13 protein-coding genes are annotated in these 16,803 nt (G+C 33.2%); 1 reads left to right on the top strand and 12 read right to left on the bottom strand.

The features are described from left to right. Positions 1-23: 23 nt before the first annotated feature. The 3 genes from VB264_RS17230 to VB264_RS17220 all read right to left on the bottom strand — a co-directional run bounded on the left by VB264_RS17230 (position 24) and on the right by VB264_RS17220 (position 3,597). On the bottom strand, positions 24-875 hold the full coding sequence (locus VB264_RS17230; RefSeq protein WP_323251258.1) for a hypothetical protein: 852 nt from the start codon (positions 873-875) through the stop codon (positions 24-26). A 61-nt stretch (positions 876-936) separates the two neighbouring features. Beyond that, a complete protein-coding gene (locus tag VB264_RS17225; protein ID WP_323251256.1) occupies positions 937-2,205 on the bottom strand; it encodes a hypothetical protein in 1,269 nt (422 codons plus the stop codon). Positions 2,206-2,262: 57 nt separating this feature from the next. Next, positions 2,263-3,597, bottom strand: coding sequence for an ATP-dependent DNA helicase (locus VB264_RS17220; protein WP_323251303.1), 1,335 nt, complete (start codon positions 3,595-3,597; stop codon positions 2,263-2,265). A 106-nt stretch (positions 3,598-3,703) separates the two neighbouring features. Here VB264_RS17220 and VB264_RS17215 point away from each other — a divergent pair, with 106 nt between their 5' ends. Then, a complete protein-coding gene (locus VB264_RS17215) occupies positions 3,704-4,690 on the top strand; it encodes a helix-turn-helix transcriptional regulator (RefSeq protein WP_323251255.1) in 987 nt (328 codons plus the stop codon). Between the two features lie 149 nt (positions 4,691-4,839). Here VB264_RS17215 and VB264_RS17210 read toward each other — a convergent pair whose 3' ends face one another. The 9 genes from VB264_RS17210 to VB264_RS17170 all read right to left on the bottom strand — a co-directional run bounded on the left by VB264_RS17210 (position 4,840) and on the right by VB264_RS17170 (position 16,802). Beyond that, entirely contained in the window at positions 4,840-6,300 is a 1,461-nt protein-coding gene (locus tag VB264_RS17210; protein WP_323251253.1) for a hypothetical protein, read from the bottom strand. A gap of 36 nt (positions 6,301-6,336) precedes the next feature. Continuing rightward, entirely contained in the window at positions 6,337-7,902 is a 1,566-nt protein-coding gene (gene csm5 / locus VB264_RS17205) for a type III-A CRISPR-associated RAMP protein Csm5 (RefSeq protein WP_323251250.1), read from the bottom strand. Next, positions 7,899-8,912: a type III-A CRISPR-associated RAMP protein Csm4 gene (gene csm4, locus VB264_RS17200; protein ID WP_323251248.1), complete on the bottom strand. Its 1,014-nt coding sequence runs from the start codon at positions 8,910-8,912 to the stop codon at positions 7,899-7,901. Before csm4 ends, csm5 begins: the two co-directional genes overlap by 4 nt. A 1-nt stretch (position 8,913) precedes the next feature. Further along, on the bottom strand, positions 8,914-9,621 hold the full coding sequence (csm3, locus tag VB264_RS17195; RefSeq protein WP_323251246.1) for a type III-A CRISPR-associated RAMP protein Csm3: 708 nt from the start codon (positions 9,619-9,621) through the stop codon (positions 8,914-8,916). 26 nt (positions 9,622-9,647) lie between these two features. Beyond that, a complete protein-coding gene (gene csm2, locus VB264_RS17190) occupies positions 9,648-10,043 on the bottom strand; it encodes a type III-A CRISPR-associated protein Csm2 (RefSeq protein WP_323251244.1) in 396 nt (131 codons plus the stop codon). Between the two features lie 19 nt (positions 10,044-10,062). Then, the gene (gene cas10, locus VB264_RS17185) at positions 10,063-12,645 is read right to left on the bottom strand and encodes a type III-A CRISPR-associated protein Cas10/Csm1 (RefSeq protein ID WP_323251242.1); all 2,583 of its coding nucleotides are present in this window, start codon (positions 12,643-12,645) and stop codon (positions 10,063-10,065) included. Positions 12,646-12,658: 13 nt separating this feature from the next. Further along, positions 12,659-13,336, bottom strand: a complete 678-nt coding sequence (locus VB264_RS17180) for a CRISPR-associated endonuclease Cas6 (RefSeq protein WP_323251240.1) — start codon at positions 13,334-13,336, stop codon at positions 12,659-12,661. Between the two features lie 936 nt (positions 13,337-14,272). Next, positions 14,273-14,725 carry an SOS response-associated peptidase gene (locus VB264_RS17175; RefSeq protein ID WP_323251238.1) on the bottom strand — a complete coding sequence of 151 codons (453 nt, stop codon included), beginning with the start codon at positions 14,723-14,725 and terminating at the stop codon, positions 14,273-14,275. A gap of 22 nt (positions 14,726-14,747) precedes the next feature. Further along, on the bottom strand, positions 14,748-16,802 hold the full coding sequence (locus tag VB264_RS17170; protein WP_323251236.1) for a helix-hairpin-helix domain-containing protein: 2,055 nt from the start codon (positions 16,800-16,802) through the stop codon (positions 14,748-14,750). Position 16,803: the final 1 nt, after the last annotated feature.

Below are 16,803 nucleotides of genomic sequence, written 5' to 3'. Positions count from 1 at the left end.
GTGAAAATCAAGCATTCTTTAGTTTATAGTTCGCCGATACGCTGCGTTATCTGAGCAATATTCCCTTTGTTCAAGAAGTTTACTTTCTGAACTTTCATTTCGGTAAGCCATTTCTTCCAAAGAGCGTAAATAATATCCAATTCTTGTAAAACCTTATTTTTAGGAGTAATTTCAATGATGGATACTTCTAAATGAGTGAAGTTTTTAGCTATCGAAATTAAGCCTTCGTTGGGCAAAGATAATACTTCTTTCCAGTTCGGTAAATTTCGTAAACGAGCAATCATCCGAGAATCCGTACTTCTATTACCTTGTTTTCCGATATAGCGATTTGATTCAAAATCAAAATAACCATCCGTAAGGATAAACAATTTGTTCTGAGCATTCTTTTGTAAATCGACACTCAGGTAATCGTTGAAATAACGCCAAATATCAGTTCCTTGAAATTGCTTTGATTGAACCTTATTTTTAGTCGCTTCAGCATAAAGTTTGTTGAGCAATTCAGGCATTTGTGCTTTTAGCTTATCCAACTGTACTCTCTTGTCTTTTATACCCAATTTAGCCATATCAATAAATAACTCTTGCGTGTAGCGTTGTTCATCAATTCCCCCTTCTTGCGGAATAATGGCTACTTTAAAAGAATCGTGTGAGTAGATATAATAATTTTTACGCACCTGTTCTTCAAAAGCTTTGAAAATCGCTTGAATGATTGCTTTGTCTCTTTCTGGCTGCTGTGCTGATAAAAGTCTGTCCGATAAATCCAGTAATACAACATAGTTTTTACCAGTACTTTGGGCCAAAGTAACCTGAATTGTTAAAAAAAAATGGATGATTATCATCAAAACTAAAGTGCGAGATATTGTAGTAATTGTCGTCATAATTGTAAAGGTTTTGTTTGTTAAGTGTTTGGGGAAATCAAAAATTGGAATTGAAATAAGCCTAATTTGTTTCATCAGGAAGTATGTATTTTTCACGAAACAAGGTGTATTTTTGTTCACACTGACTTCTAAGCAGCTCTCCGTTGGGAATTGCACCAACCAGTTGCATCCAACCATCGTAAAACATAGCAGCATAGCGTTCTAGCTCAGCCATACTTACCTTCATGGTTTGTTTCTGTTCTCGTAAACGCTTGATGTCAACTTCTAACTGCTTCATCTTCGATTGTAAATCAAGAATGCTGTTTCTCATAGTAGCAATTCTTTCACGGATTTCACGGATTTTTGTTTTCCTATGATTTACCTCTAATGCTACAATTTTAGCGAAGTCGGTTTTCCCTAATTCTTCAGTAAAAGCATAACCCAGTCCACCCCAAACTAGTGTGCCGATAAATCCCATCATTAATACAGCATAAAAGTCGCCACTTTTCCACCAGATATGATTTGGATCTTCTAAGCCCATCATCATTTTTACTTGCTGGTTAGTACTTTCAATTTTATAAGCAATGATTGCATCCAAAGCTCCAGTGAGGAGTATTGCCAAAGTAATTACTATAATTCTTTGTTTTCCTGCCAGGCTTTTCCAAATATGTTCTATAGTGATGGCAAACATCAGTAAAAGAATAGGGGCAAACCAGTGGAAGTTGAAAGTAGTAAATGCTTCCTTTGAAAAAATAGCGTTAAATACAGAATTCATGCTATGATTTTTCTGAGCATCCTCTAGGGTTTTGTCAATATCACGCATCATACCCATGTAAACAGCACTTACATAAAAAGCAAAAACATAAACCAAACCCAACAAGCACATAATTCCCAAGCGGAATAAGTTAAAACGATTCACTGTATCGGGTTTTTGTGCTTGATGTTTTTCAAGTACCCATTCATGAATTTCCGTTTCAAGCTCCTCAATGGTTCTTTCCAGATTTGGAATTTCCACAGCAGTAATTTGCTCGCTGGCACTTTCCAAACCGATTACACCCTTTTCAAAGTTCGCAATTTTATCATCTAACTGTAATTGATATTGTTGCTGTTGTTCTATATCAGCATTTTCATCAATAATATGACCACTTCTTATTTCTAAGAAAGCGTTGTACAAAGCGTCAGCATTTCCTTTGTGCGCCAAAGATTGTTCTGCACCATATTCACGTAGATTTACTTTTTTTACAGTTGTCGTCATAATCGTAGGGTTTTGCGGTTGAACAATATTTTTATCAGCATTTTGAGCCAAAGTATCAGTAGTGTTTACTGGTGTGGGAGTATTAAAATTCGTCATGGTCGTATGGATTAAAATATGAATAATAATTAAGTGAGATATTATTTTAATAATTGCTTAAAAACAGTGAGCGTTGTTGGTGAATAGCTCACTTTTTGCACGAGTAACACCCGTGTATAAAAAACGCTGGTCGGTATCGGGCATCCAAGTATTGAGTAACACTGTATTCCATTCGCTACCTTGTGCTTTATGGCAATTGAAAGCATGAGCATAATTTACCTGCATTGCGGATAAAAATTCATCATCACGCACATCTTTTGAGCTACGATACGTTGGGTTATTCTTGTACGCCGATGCGAAAAGAGCCTTCTTCTTGTCGTGAGTAAACAACTTAGGATTTTCTAAAGTATCCAAAAGTATTTTCGTGGAAACTGTATAAGCTTTATCGTCTTCATTAAAAAGAGCTAATTCAACTTCCATAAAGCGGAGTTCCGACACAATACGGACTGGTCCAGTTGCCACTACTTGAGCAACCTCACCATTGGGGATATATGTAAATAACTTACCATAATAATTACGATTCAGCACCACCAAATCACCTTTTGTCAAGATTCCACCCAAACCAAGTTTTTCACGTACCAACTTATTACAACGACTTACATAATCGTTAGAATAAGCGATAATTGCTACGTTTTGTGGCTGATTGAAATCGTAACGTTGAATGTACAAGTCAGTTACATGATTTGGATTGTACATAGCTTTGCCAATATTACGTTTGAAACCTTGCTGTTTCTGGATGTAAGAACGTACATCATAAGCCGAGTCAAGAATGTATGAACCTTCTGATTGACGCATCACCCTTGATAATTGTACCTCAGTACCATTCAAATCAAAGGTTTGTTTCAAGTAAGACAATAACAATGCAGGAGATTGTGCAAAAGCTTTATAGCCAACTGGAGGCAATTGACAATCGTCACCAACAAAAATGAGTTTGTTCGCTTTATTTCCCTGTTTTACAAAGGCAATTAAATCTGAAAGCATAGGAGTTGTAGCTTCAAAGTCCTGTGAATTATTCACCAAATCGCTGAGCATAGAACTTTCATCAACGATATACACACGTTGTTCTGAAAACTTATTTGCCTTAGTCTTAAAGCGTACTTTAGCTTCTTCCGTATCAGTTTCAGGAATATAAATACATGAATGAACAGTATCTGCTTGATAACCAGCTTTCTGAGCAATATTCTTAGCCGCACGTCCAGTAGGAGCAAGCAATTCAAAACCAATATTTTGCTGATTAAGGTAATCTGCAACTGCCTTCATAATAGAAGTTTTGCCAGTACCTGCTGCACCCTTTACAATCATAAAGTCTTGCTTGTCAGCTAAAAAACTTTTGATGTTATCAAGGATAACTACCTGCTCCGAAGTAGGAGCGAAGGGAAGAAATGAAGTAATCGTTAGATTTGTATTGAAGTTGATATGGGGTTTAAAATGTTTATTTCTTGTTTCTGATGCAAAGTTTGCTTAAATTGGTGTAAAGTAATTACACGATTATAATAAAATGGCAAAAACTAAGAATCAATTTGACCGCTTACAAATTCTTCATAATCTGTTGGCGAAAGGTACACCAGTTGGTTGGACAGATATACAGAAAAGTTATTTACACAACGAAATTACTGTTGCTCGGAAAACTATTTTTAATGATCTTCACAATCTGGAAATAATTTATGACGCTCCTATTCATAATATAAAGAGCAAGTATAGTTACAGTAAAGCATATTCTTTTCTAAACAGGTTTAGCGTAAATGACTCAATGTTTGCAGACGAAGTGCAAACACTTTTACAGCAATTTTCAGAATTCCCTGCTTTTAAAGGTTTAGAAGATATTTGGCTTAAATTAAAAGAACGCCTTCCTAAAGTATCACAAAAACAAATAGTTCAGTTTGAACAAAATGATGAATATGTAGGGCTTAAAAGACTAAGTGAATTATATGAAGCTATCAAAAATCAAACAACACTTAAAATTAAATATCAAGATTTTGATAAAGAGCTGCGAGAATATAGTATCAGTCCATATATACTTAAAGAGTACCATAACCGTTGGCACATTTATGGTTACGAGCATAAAAAGGGAAAGATTTATAATTTAGCCTTAGATAGAATACTTGCCATCGAAAACTCTGATTTTGGCTTTAGGCAACAAAAACCAAATGATTTAGCCTTTTTAAATGACATTATCGGTTTTACGTATTTATATAATTATAGAAGTAATACCTATGCAGCACTGGAGGTAGTCAAAATAAAAGTTGAAGCCAAAAGAGCTAATTATATCATAACCAAGCCCTTGCATGATAGTCAGCAAGAAGTAGAAGCAGAAAGTACCGATATTCATAAAGTATTTATCTATCAATTACGTTTCAATAACGAGTTACTCGCCAAACTTCTCGAATTTGGCAAAGATCTTGAAGTAATCGAGCCGCAACATTTAAGAGATAAAATGATTGAGCAGATTAAAGAAATGGGTGCGAAGTATGGGGGGGTAATTTGAGTGAAACTTTTATAATGTCATTTCAAATGAGTACGAGGTAATAACATTATTATAAATTTTGAGAGTGAATATAAACTAATAAAATAGTTTATATCATGTATATTTAGGAATCCAATTCCTAAATATACATGATATGATAAAGAAGGTATTTAGAGTAAATCTTCTATTTCTTTTCTTATTACGTCATAAATCCCAAAGTCTTGGACATTAAAGATTTTATCGAGGTCAGAAATCAACATCAAGCAATTATAATCCTTTCCTAATGCTTCATTCAAATCTTTTTCTGTAATTGCATCTAAAGTATGAGCAATTTTATTTCGCTCATCGGAAAGCTTTTCAGTTTTTAGATATATTTTTCTTTCTAAAGTTTCATTCTCACCGATATTTAAATAAAAATATATATGCCAAAAAGTATGTCGATTAGGATATGAAAAGTCTAGTTTTTGTTTATATCTGCCAACAGTAATTTCTATATTTTGTAAATGGTCTATTAAATTTGCATCTATTTTTTTTAAATAGTCTTTCCACTCAAATTCTTTTTTACGCAGCCAGTCAGTATCTCCAAATTTTTTTTCAATTGGTACTTTAGTGTAATTTTCAAAAATTGTAAAAATTCTCCATAAAAAGTCTTTTAACTTACCTTGTTTATAATATACCTTGGCAGATAAATATAAATCTTTTATTTTTTCATTATTATCACAGGGGAAGTCTAATTTTTCGTTCTTGTAGTGAATTTGCTTGAAAGTATTTGGATATGCCCTTAAAGAGGTATAATCTAAGTTTAATCTTTTATTAGCATACTGTGCTAGACAAGTAACTGTTTTACTTCCTGTTGTTATCGCTCCAAAATCATAATCCTCCAAATGCTTCAAAATCTTTTGCTTATTTAAACTAATTAAAAACTTAGAAGGAAAATCTAATTCTTTGAAATCAGCTCCTTCCGCTTTTTGGAGTTGCTTTACTTTCTCCTTAAATATTTCAATAAGTCGTAATACCAAAGCTTGATTAATTTGGTCGATACCTCCTTGTGGATATAAAAAAACCTGTTTTACTTCTTCTGAATATAATAGGAAGTCGTTAATTCTTTTAAAATCATCATATTGATATCCCAAATCTGTAACATTATCTATAATTGCGAATTGGTCAATTTCAGTATTAACAAAAAAACTATCCTCTTTGATTAATTTTGAAATTATATCAGCATAGAATAGAGAGTCATTTTCTTTGTTTTGAAATTTAACCTTTCCGCCTTTAAATGCTTCTTCTTGGTCTGTATATACAAGCATAATTACATCGAGGGACACTTTTTTTTGTTTTAAGTATTCAATTGCTGGTCTTACAATTGGAAAGTCAATAATTGGTCGTAATAAATGATAATTATCATTTATTATTTTCCCAGTTGTTCTTGGAGAAATTGTAAAAAAATCAGGAAATTCTTTACTCGGCTGTTTTACCTCTATTCTAACAGAATGGTCATTGATTTTCTGAATGAAAAACTTAGAAAATTTTTCTCCTTTTTCTTCAAGCACTTCAAAATTATGCTCTTCTATCTTATTTACAGGTAGCTGAATTTCTCTGGTGCCAAGAGTAATAACTAAGTAATTCTTCATGAGGTATTATCCTATTAATAATTATTGAACACAATTTTACTTTACTTTCTCAAAAACTACTTCGTAAATAGTACCATCCTTTTTAGTACTGGCTTTTACAATTATTATAGTATCTTTTTCTAACAGGTTTGTATATCGCAACAATTGAAATTCTTTATTTTCATAGCCTTTTACAAAAAGTTTAACCCAATTTGGCTTTCCTGATTTAGCAATAATAGCATCAACTGTAATGGTTTTACTTTTAGGTAACTGACCATCAAATAGTTTAGGTTTCTTTGTCTCTTCTTGTGCAATTCTTACCTTTTCCAAGCGTTCTGCTTCTGCTTTAGCTTCTTCGATGGCTTTTTGTTTAGATAATTCTTTGGCTTTCTGAAAATCAAGTTGACGTTGTTTTTCAATAGCTACACGTTCATCATTTAATCGTTTTTCCCAACCATTGGCTTGACTGGAATCAATCTGTTTTAGTTTAATAAAACCTAAAGGAACACCTCCTAACACCATTTTTCGAGATTTAGGTAAATCAAAAGAGTTATACTTATCATTTTTTCGTACAGCCGTTCCTAAATTTTCCATCTCCTGCTCATACTTGAAATTAGGAATGTTTTTCCATTGCTCTATTGCCCACCCGCCAGTCATATTTAGATAGCCAGTTCCAAAACCTACACGAATAATACACTCGTCATTGTTTAGAGCATTAATATCTGCTACCAATTTTTCAAGTATTTCAATGTAATCATTTGCTCCTTCGGGTAAGTCTAAAGGTTTGAATTTGGCTATTTCTTTCTCAATTTGCCTTTTGGTAAAAGAATTAATTACCCCAAACAACTGTGTAATACTTGCATAATCACTTATGCCTTTGATGTCATTAGCAATAGCAGGACGCTTCTTAATCTCTTTAATCAAATCATCAGGTATCTGAATTTTTCCAACAGATTTTTGACCTTGTGGAATACATTCAATGTGCTGTTTAATAGCATTTTTCATTTCAAAACGATGCCCTAATTCTAATTGGTTAAGTGTTTCTGCTAAAATACATTCTGTATGATTAAAATGAATATCGCCTACTCTTATCAAGCGAAATACATCATGGTTTGGGTCTTTGCCAAAATACTTTTTTTCTAATGATACTCCTTTGTAATTAATTTTACCATTTTGTTTAATTTCTTTAAAATTAGACAACTGCTTTGCAAAAGAAGGGTTTTTTAAAATGGCGTGATTAAAAACCGCTGTTCTCACTGCTCCCTTTAAAGAAGAACCAGCAAGTAAGGCTTGACCATTACCAGAAAATAGTTGTTCTCTAATACCACTATTTCCATTATTGGGATTGGTACTGCCTTTTACTTTGATAGTACGTTTGTCTGTTTCAATAGGAGTGATGGCAGAACTACGTTTTTTTAGATAGTCTAATAGACTATCTCCTTTTTCAATCAAACTAATCCACTGTTCGATATTTTCCTCGCCAATCACATTCAATATTTTGGCTTCGTCAATAATAGAAACAGTTTTATGCTCGCTGAAATAGAGATATTCTGTATTTGCTTGTAAAATTCGCCCACTTCCAATATGTAGCGGTGTTAGGGTTTCGACTAAAATATGGCTCATATCTCTGGTTTGTTAATGGGTATCATAAAAGCTAATCCGTCACGCCAAACATTTTGCTCTACCATAGCTGTATCAGGCTTTAGATTACAAATTTTTCCTAAAACTGATTGACCAACAGGGAAAATAGACCCTTCTGTAAACATATAGACCGATTTTTTGCGTAAAGTAAGATGCTCAATTTTAGCAGGGCTTGCTATATAACCACCACGTTTGATTAAGCCATAAGAACTTTTTTGTAGAAAATTAGGTGTAAGTTCAGATTTTTGAGGACACCAAAGCGATAGACTCATTTGATAGTTTGAATTATTCGGTAAAGACAAACTTATCGTTGAGAAAGTAGCTTCAAATTGCCCGTTACCTACATTGCGGTCTGTTCCAATACCTGAATCACCAAGTAATTTTAGTGCCTTTTGAACAAGCTCAAAAACTTTATCATCACCTTTAAATGCAAACCATAATCCTGCGTTTTCAGCAAAATAGATTCTATCTACATAATAAGGCGTAGGGTTTTCAGCATAATCCATTGGAATCGTAACACGCTGTTGGACATCTGCTTTAAAAATAGAACCTTCCAATTTTTGCATATTGGGATGATTGCTTACAAACTTACCATCAGGTGTCATAAAATTTGGCGATAAATGCAAACATTGCTGATTAATTAAATCCTCAAAATAGCTTTTCCCCAAAAAAGACACTTTTTTATGTTTTTTAGCTTGTAGTTCTTCTTTTACTTCTTCGTTTTTAAATGGTTGAATTTTCATCATCGGTTTAGGAAAGAATAATTCATCCATAAAAAATGGAAAGGCTGATGAAATTTGAAATGATTGAAAGAAACTTTCATCATCTCCAATCTCATTATTTCCAAACAACTGTCTGGCACAAACATACAATGCCGACTTAATGGTATCAGAATGAAGTATTTCTTCACTTTCGCCATAGTCGTTCTCTTTCCCTTTCGATAAATGTATGGGAGAAAGGAAATGTAGTTTTATAATCTTATAATCAGCCATATTATCTTAAATCTTCTGGTATAGAATCTATTTGAATAGATGATTGTGGGACTGTTCCATGATAAAACTCACTGGTTCTTTCAATGATACGGTCAATTTTTATCTTTACCTGCCCACTTCCACGAGAACCTGAACCTCCCAAATAATCATCTTGTACTAATTGCAAAGCTTTGAATGTCAAGGTTTGTAATTCGTCTCTAAATGGGTCGTCATCAAAAACATTAATTACGATATTTAAGCTAAACTTAGCTCCTGCTGGAACACGTTCAAAGGTTCTTGGCATTGCTGCTGATGTAATACGGTCAATAACTACCTCGGTCTTAGCCTCAGTAAAAGGTAAATCCGTATTTTTTAACTCATTTGGATTTAATAGGAAACCATCACGACAAATTATTCTGGATGGGCGTTGTTGACCATCTGTTCTTGCTGAACCAAATAAAACGGTAGTTTTATGAGTCGGGTCTTCACTTGGTCCATTTTCTACTTTCCCCATCTTTTTTGAGCCAATATTTCCAAATGATAGTTCAAGCAATGAACGCATCTTACCTTTTAGAGAACTTCCAGGTATGTAAGGTTGCTTCGTGATAGGATTACGAATTACAGTTTTATCAGGTCCTCCAATACCCATAGCTGTATTTGAACCTCCAATCATTAAGCCAGTTTTGGCATGAATTTCTCCGGTAATTATGATTTTTTTGATAAGCTTCATATTAAATTAGTTTTATGTCGTTTAAATTAATCTCTACCACCTGCTGCTTTATGATAAGCCAGTATCGCTTCAACAAAATCACAAAAGTTTTCAAATCGTCTAGCATCTCCATCTGTTCCAGATGCAACAGCACCGTGTGCCTTCTTGATAACTTTTTCAAAATCAGTTGCTCCTGTAGCTCTTCTATCTTTATCCGTTGCTCGCTTAGAAGCATAAGCCATTTTAGGTCTTAGCAGTAAAAAGTCTGATTTATTCTCAGAAAAACCACTTAGCTGTATTCGCTTGATTTCGCCATATACATTTCGGATTTGAGAAGTAGTAAAATTGTTGTCAACTAATTGCTTTCCGAATTTCTCTGCGAAATTGATACATTGCTCATCAATAGAGGTCTTTATCCATTCGTCTTTAAAATTTTCTTCCATTTTGTATCTGTTTTTAAGTTTAACTTCTCATTTCTAATTCAGCCCAGCGAGCTGCAAAATTTAATATATCTAAATAGTCATATTTACTACCTTCCATCCGAGCGTTTACAAAAAGTTTACATTTTACTTCTTCCATAAATGCTTTAGATGCACTACCTTTTTTGGCTCTGTCGCTTGCTCTTTGTATATCATAAGCCGACATCCATCGCCATCTTGGATTAGATTTATTTTTTTCTTGTTCAATTTTCATGGCATAAAAAGTCCCAACTTTATCTAAAAAGCTTCTGGGAATACCATCATCTGCTTTGATATGCTTTACTAATAAATCCTTTAATTCTTTAACAGATTTATATTCTTTCTCCCAGTTGAATGGCGAACCCAAAAAGCTGATGGCATTTTTATCAAATTTTCCCAAAGAATGACCTTTAGCTCTTTTTTCTTCTTCATCCGATTGTGTAGCTGCTTTGGCAATAGGATACTTGCCACCAACAATAGCCATCCCACCAGAAATGCCCAATGCTGGATTATGACAAATCCATTCTTCAAACTTTTCCTGAATTGTTCGAGCGAAGGCAAGCGTTATATCCCATTTGCCAACAATAAACAAATCATCTCCACCAGCATAAAGGATAAATGTATTTTGTTTAAAATCTTCATTTTCTTTCCAAATAGTATTTAAATACCCCTTAAAGAAAAAGTCTAAAGACCTACTCAAGGTACTGTATCTTGAAAACGTCCTTCTGTTGTTAGAAAAACCTTTTTTAAATATTAGTCCAAGACTATCTACGTCCATACGTAAAATACCAAGTCTTTTAAAAGATACATTTTCATCGCCAGCAAGTGCATCAAAGTAGAGAGCTTTACCATCATGGTTAGTAGGCAAATTGTTTCCTCCGTAAAAAGTAAAGCCATTAACTACTCTATTTCCAGTTAGTTTAAAATCAGAAAAGTTAGTATCATTTACTCTCAAAATAATAGCATCATCAACACTACCTTTTACTTTTGCTTTTAGCTCTTCAATTTCCTTTTCATTTAGAAAATAGTAATACTTGTTAAGCTTTAAAGGCTGAAAGTATTGATGAGTAGTTATACCATTAAATCTATAATCTTGCTCCCAATAACTGATTTTTTCCTTTGTAATTATTTGATAGATGATGTTATCTCTCAATATTTTGCCTAAACGTATTTGCTCAAAAGTACTTTCTTTAACATATTGTTGTTCTTCATCCTCATCTATGTTAAAAGGATATTTTTTTTCATTATTATCAAACTCTTCTCCTGTAATTGCATCTCTCTCGGTTTTTCCCCCTGCTTCTGTAGGTTCAAAAAAGAATTGAAATCCAGCGTCAGTACTAATAAAATCAGCAAAGCGATTTTGTTTTTTACTGGCTAATTTTTTACTTAAATCTTCCCATAGAGTATTTATAGAACCATCGAAAATGCTTCTTTTTTTAATAGATTGATAATCAATGGCTAAATACAGTTTCGTGCCATGTTCTTCTCTAATTTTAGTGCTGATTTCATCAATTAGCATTGGTATTTTCTCACGTACAAATGTTGTATTAGGAGCAAGAATATAAAATCCGCCGCCTGAACTATACACAATATTGGAGCGGTATAATTTTAGTTCGTCCAACATATGATTTACAATTACTTCTATAATAAGTTGTAGATAGAAAGAACGTCCTTTCAAGTTTTTTGCAGCCCCTTTACCAACAATATCGTAGATGTATGATTGAATACCTGATAAATCACCTCCTAAAAGTAAAAAAGGCTCTTCCTCAGCTTCAATTTTGAATTTAGTTGCGTTTTTTTCTTCTAAATAATCATACGTACACAACGCATAAGCGGCAGTACTACGCAAATGCTCATACAATGAAACATCTGGTAAATGTTGGGTACTGCTTGGAATTGTAACAGTATATTTTTCAAGAAGATATAATATTGAATCGGTAACCTGACGAATATCTTTTGTAGGAATAGAGGATAAATCTTTTGAAAACTCATTCCACAACGTATTATATTCAATCTGCCCTTTTGTATCAAAAGTACTTTTTGGGAAAAAACTTTGTTCTAAGGTTAAAGCCGATATAGGTAATCTAAAACCATCGGTTTTATTGTCAAGTAAATTTTCAAAGATACTTTTCATTCTTACATCTTTGAATTTATCCCATCCCTTAGCAACCTCATAGTCATATTCTACGGTTTCATCTTCTAATCCATCGTTTGTTGTTCTATCAATACCAGAAGAACAGTGGTCGGCAAATTGAACGATATATTCTTCCAAACTTTCTTGATTAGGGTTATGATGTGCCGATGCCCAACGTACAATACTTTTTCTTGGATAGGAAGCATTACCCAAAGCATCAATATTGTCTTCAAAAATATTTTTAAAGTGTTGGAAAAATTGAGCAGTCCAAACAACGTGCTTATGAGTGTATTTACCATCACGATTTGGACAAATTGACGATTCAAACTCTTTATGAAATTTGTCTATTATTTGTGATGACATAACTCCACCTACATCAGCCCTTTGCCAAAACTTTCCAATATCATGTAGCAATGCTGCTAAGTGTATAATATCTCTTGTTTGAGTAGCCATAATTATATTGCTTTTATCTATTATTTTTTATCTGTGAAACCGTTCCAAAGCCCAAGCTTACGCCTTTACCAAGCCCAACGAAGTCTGGGAGGAAGGCGTTTGTACGAAAGCGGATGTCGAAGGCTAAGAGTTTTTGTTGTTTGTAGGGTACTATTTTTGATTTTAGTACTTCGTCGATACGTAATGAAATCGGCTTGTCCACATCCCATTTTACTCCTTTAGCAAATGAAATGATATTGGCTTTTAGTACATTTTCCAAGAATTCTATCCGCATTAAATCATCTTGGATTGCCTGATACTTTTCATAGTTTTCTTGGTTGAGTGCCAGCCAATTATACAGCCGATAATCAAAAGACTTTTCCCAAATTTGTAAATTGTACTGTTGCATTTGTAGGTTTTTTACCGCCAAATTCACAGGACGTTGACCAATCATAATACTGAGATTTTGATTGCTAAATAAGTGATGAATTTCATCAACGCCATAGTCGATACAAACAATCGCTGGGTTTTTACCAATGCGTTTGTATTGGATAACTGGATAACCATATAGGTACTCACGATCGTTGAGATGGTTATGGAAAATGATATGTTCGTTACCAGCTTTGGCAATTACGCCCCCTCTGAATGCTGGGATTTCGTAGGCCTCTATATCGGTGTCGAACTGGATTCTTAATAGTCTAATTTTAGGCATTGTTGTTTTTTGATGTTTAATAGCACAAAGGAAATGACATAAAGTGTAAAATATTTACACTTTTATAATTTATACCTAATCAAAGCTGAGATATAAATTTAATAAAGACGTAATCAAATGGGTGTCATTATACTTATTGTACATTATATGGTAAAAATATAATTCTTTTTTATAAAAGTATCAGGTACTTATACCTGTTTTAACTAATTAGATTTATTATTCTTAAATAGTATAAATTGTTTGTTCCGTAGCTATTGAATTCAAACATAGCTCAAAATGAATCTGAATAATGTATTGAATAGAAATCTTCAAAATACCCAAGAATCTTATCATTTAATTTTTTGTTTAATTAAAGCTAATCTTCACGACATATTTCTTTCTTTTTAATGCTTGGTACATATAACTCTATTTTAATATGTAGAATATCAGGTGTTGAAATTGTTAAATGTAATGATTTAAATAGTAAGGTTCTTGATTATGCCAGAAGTAAAAAAAGAATAGTATATTTTGTCGAAAAATCACCTACTTTTGCGACAAAATACGATAAATAATCAATGTAAAGTGTTGATTGAAAGGTTCTTATATAGAAAAAAAAGCGAAAGGGTAGGAGGGGTTTCCGATTAAAGATTTTTCCTTTTGAATCCTCGAAAGGTATATCTAATGCTTTTGAGCGTTTTGAACTCAAAGGTATGTTACTAGTGTAGTTTTACTAAAAAAATCTTATCCGTCTAATCTTGGACTGAAAACCATCATCACTCAAATAGAGCTTTTGTAGTTCCATAAAGAAAAATGAAATGACAGACTAGATAAAATAATCCAGTGAGATTTAAAATACCACCTTAGCCTCCATTAATTTCTCATCAAAAGGTCTGATAAGGTGATTTAAGTCCTTTGCATCTGGATTTAACCCCTCCTAACAAAATTCTTTGGGTATTATTAAAGGTAACAATTCTGTTTTTGAGGATTTTTCCAGTAACTCCAAATTCCGCCGATTGCAAAACAATCTTCATGCTTTAATCTTAATAAATATTTGATGCTGTTTTCTTTCTTATTTTCAGTTTTTCTTTCGTAAAATCCGTCAACAATAACTAAGCACCTTCTATTAACAGAATCTTTGTAAGATGAAAGCTCATTAATTGATTCAGCTCTGGCAATTAGTGTTTTTTTTCTAATAGTTTTTGCTTTTTCAATTGATGCCCAATGAGGTATTAAACCCCAATAAACATTCGCAATTAATCTAGGGTTATCATTCATGATTATTGGAGTTCTTGGATTATCAAATCCATTTACCAATAATTTTGGTTCGTAATCAGTTTTGTTTTGAAATTCTGCCTTGAAAATTTCCTCAATTCTTTCTTTTTTTGTTTGAAGTAAAGTATGATAGCACATCTTTCTAAATTTTTATGAAGAGTTATTCAATTCTAGGATCTACAATAAATGGCAATTTTTCCATCCAATTTATTTGAATAGAACAATGACCATATTCCTCACAAACTTTTCCTTTTAAATGATAAACTCCTTTCCCTCTAAACGGATACATCTTTGTAGCATTAGGGAAGTGAACTGTATCAAAAAATTCTCCATGCTCATCAACCCAATAGCCAAAAAACATTCGTTCCCCTTTTTTCGTTTTTGTTGGTTTTAAACTAACTAGATAGCCTAAAATTTGAATGAATTTACCGATTCCAGTTGATAAATTACTTGCAAAAAATATACAATTTGGCTTTTGAAAAACCAATAAAAAAGGATTTTGTAAGGTAAATCCAAGAAGTTCAAATTCGTCATAAATGTCTTCAGCAGGATGGTGATAGAGTGCTGGCAATTGATAATGTAGATCTTCTACATAAAATAACTCTGAAGGTTGCAATGTGGTCTTTTTGTTTACTTTAAAATGTGCTTCCCAAAGCAGTTCTTTTTTTGAATATCCAAACATTCTAAAGGCTGAAATCCTAATCAGGATAATTATTTGCTCAAGTCCGATGTAAACCCTCTTACAGAAATCATCAAAAGAGCTAAATGGTCTAACATTACGTTGCATAATTATTTGATTGATTGTTGTCTTTTCTAGTCCTTTTACATGAATAAAGCCTAGCGTAATACTCCTACCTTTTAAGGTCGTCAATAAATTGCTCTCATTAATATCTGGTAGCTCAATTATTGCACCCACTCTTTTTGCTTCATGTATATAGAACTCAGTTTCATAAAACCCTCCGAAGTTATTAATTACCCCGACCATAAATTCATGCGGAAAATATGTTTTTAAGTAAAGGCTTTGATAACTTTCCACGGCATAGCTTGCAGAATGAGCTTTTGAAAAGCTATAACCAGCAAAGCTCTGTATCTGCCTCCAAACCTCCTTAGCAATATCATCATCGTACCCAAATCTTTTACAATTCTCAAAATACTGCTCAACTATTTTATCAAATTCTAACCTAGACCTATATTTCCCAGACATTCCTCTCCTAAGTACATCAGCTTGAGCTAATGATAAACCTCCGAAACTATGAGCAACCTTTATGACGTCCTCCTGATATACCATTACACCATAGGTTTCAGATAGAAGTTCTTCCATTTTGGGATGGATATATTCTACAGTTTCTGGGTTGAGATGACGTTTTATAAAAGTTCCCATCATTCCTGAACTAGCAACACCTGGTCTAATAATTGAACTAGCGGCTACTAATGTAATATAGTCTTCACATTTTAACTTCCAAATGAGTTGTCGCATGGCAGGAGATTCTATGTAGAAACATCCCATTGTTTCATGTTTTTTAAGTTGATTTTTAATGTTTTCATCATCTTTGAAATCCTGTATCGCATGGATGTCAATATTAATTCTCTTATTTTTCCACACTAAATCTACTGTATCCTTAATGTGACCTAAACCTCTTTGAGAAAGAACATCAAACTTTGCAAAACCAATATCCTCACACGTGTACATGTCATATTCAGATATTACAAAACCTTTCGGTATAGCTAATAATGATGTGTAATTCGATAGTTTTTCTTCACTTATTAAGATACCCCCTGCATGAATACTTAAATAGTTAGGAAAATCTTCCATTAATTTACCGTACCTAAGAATAAGTCTTGTATAAGAATTTAAAGGGTTTTCTTTGAAACTACTTACTAATTCATCTATCTCATGTTTGGGAAGCCCGAAAACCTTACCAAGTTCTCTACATGCAGATGAATAATGAAAGGTTACATGGGTTGCAAGTAAGCAAACATAGTCTGCTCCATAGCGTTTAAAAATGTAGTCGATAATCTCATCTCTTTCATCCCAACTAAAGTCCAAGTCGAAGTCTGGCGGAGAGGTTCTACTTGGATTAATGAACCTTTCAAAGTATAAATCAAGTAAAATTGGGTCAACATCGGTTATCTCTAAACAATAGGCAACGATTGAATTTGCCCCTGAGCCTCTACCAATATGGAAGTACCCCCTACTGCGTGCATATTTAATCATA

The organism is Arcicella aquatica, assembly GCF_034928825.1.
GTDB lineage: Bacteria > Bacteroidota > Bacteroidia > Cytophagales > Spirosomataceae > Arcicella > Arcicella aquatica.
Note: the sequence above shows the minus strand (reverse complement) of the source record. Positions and strands in the feature narration are given on the sequence as shown.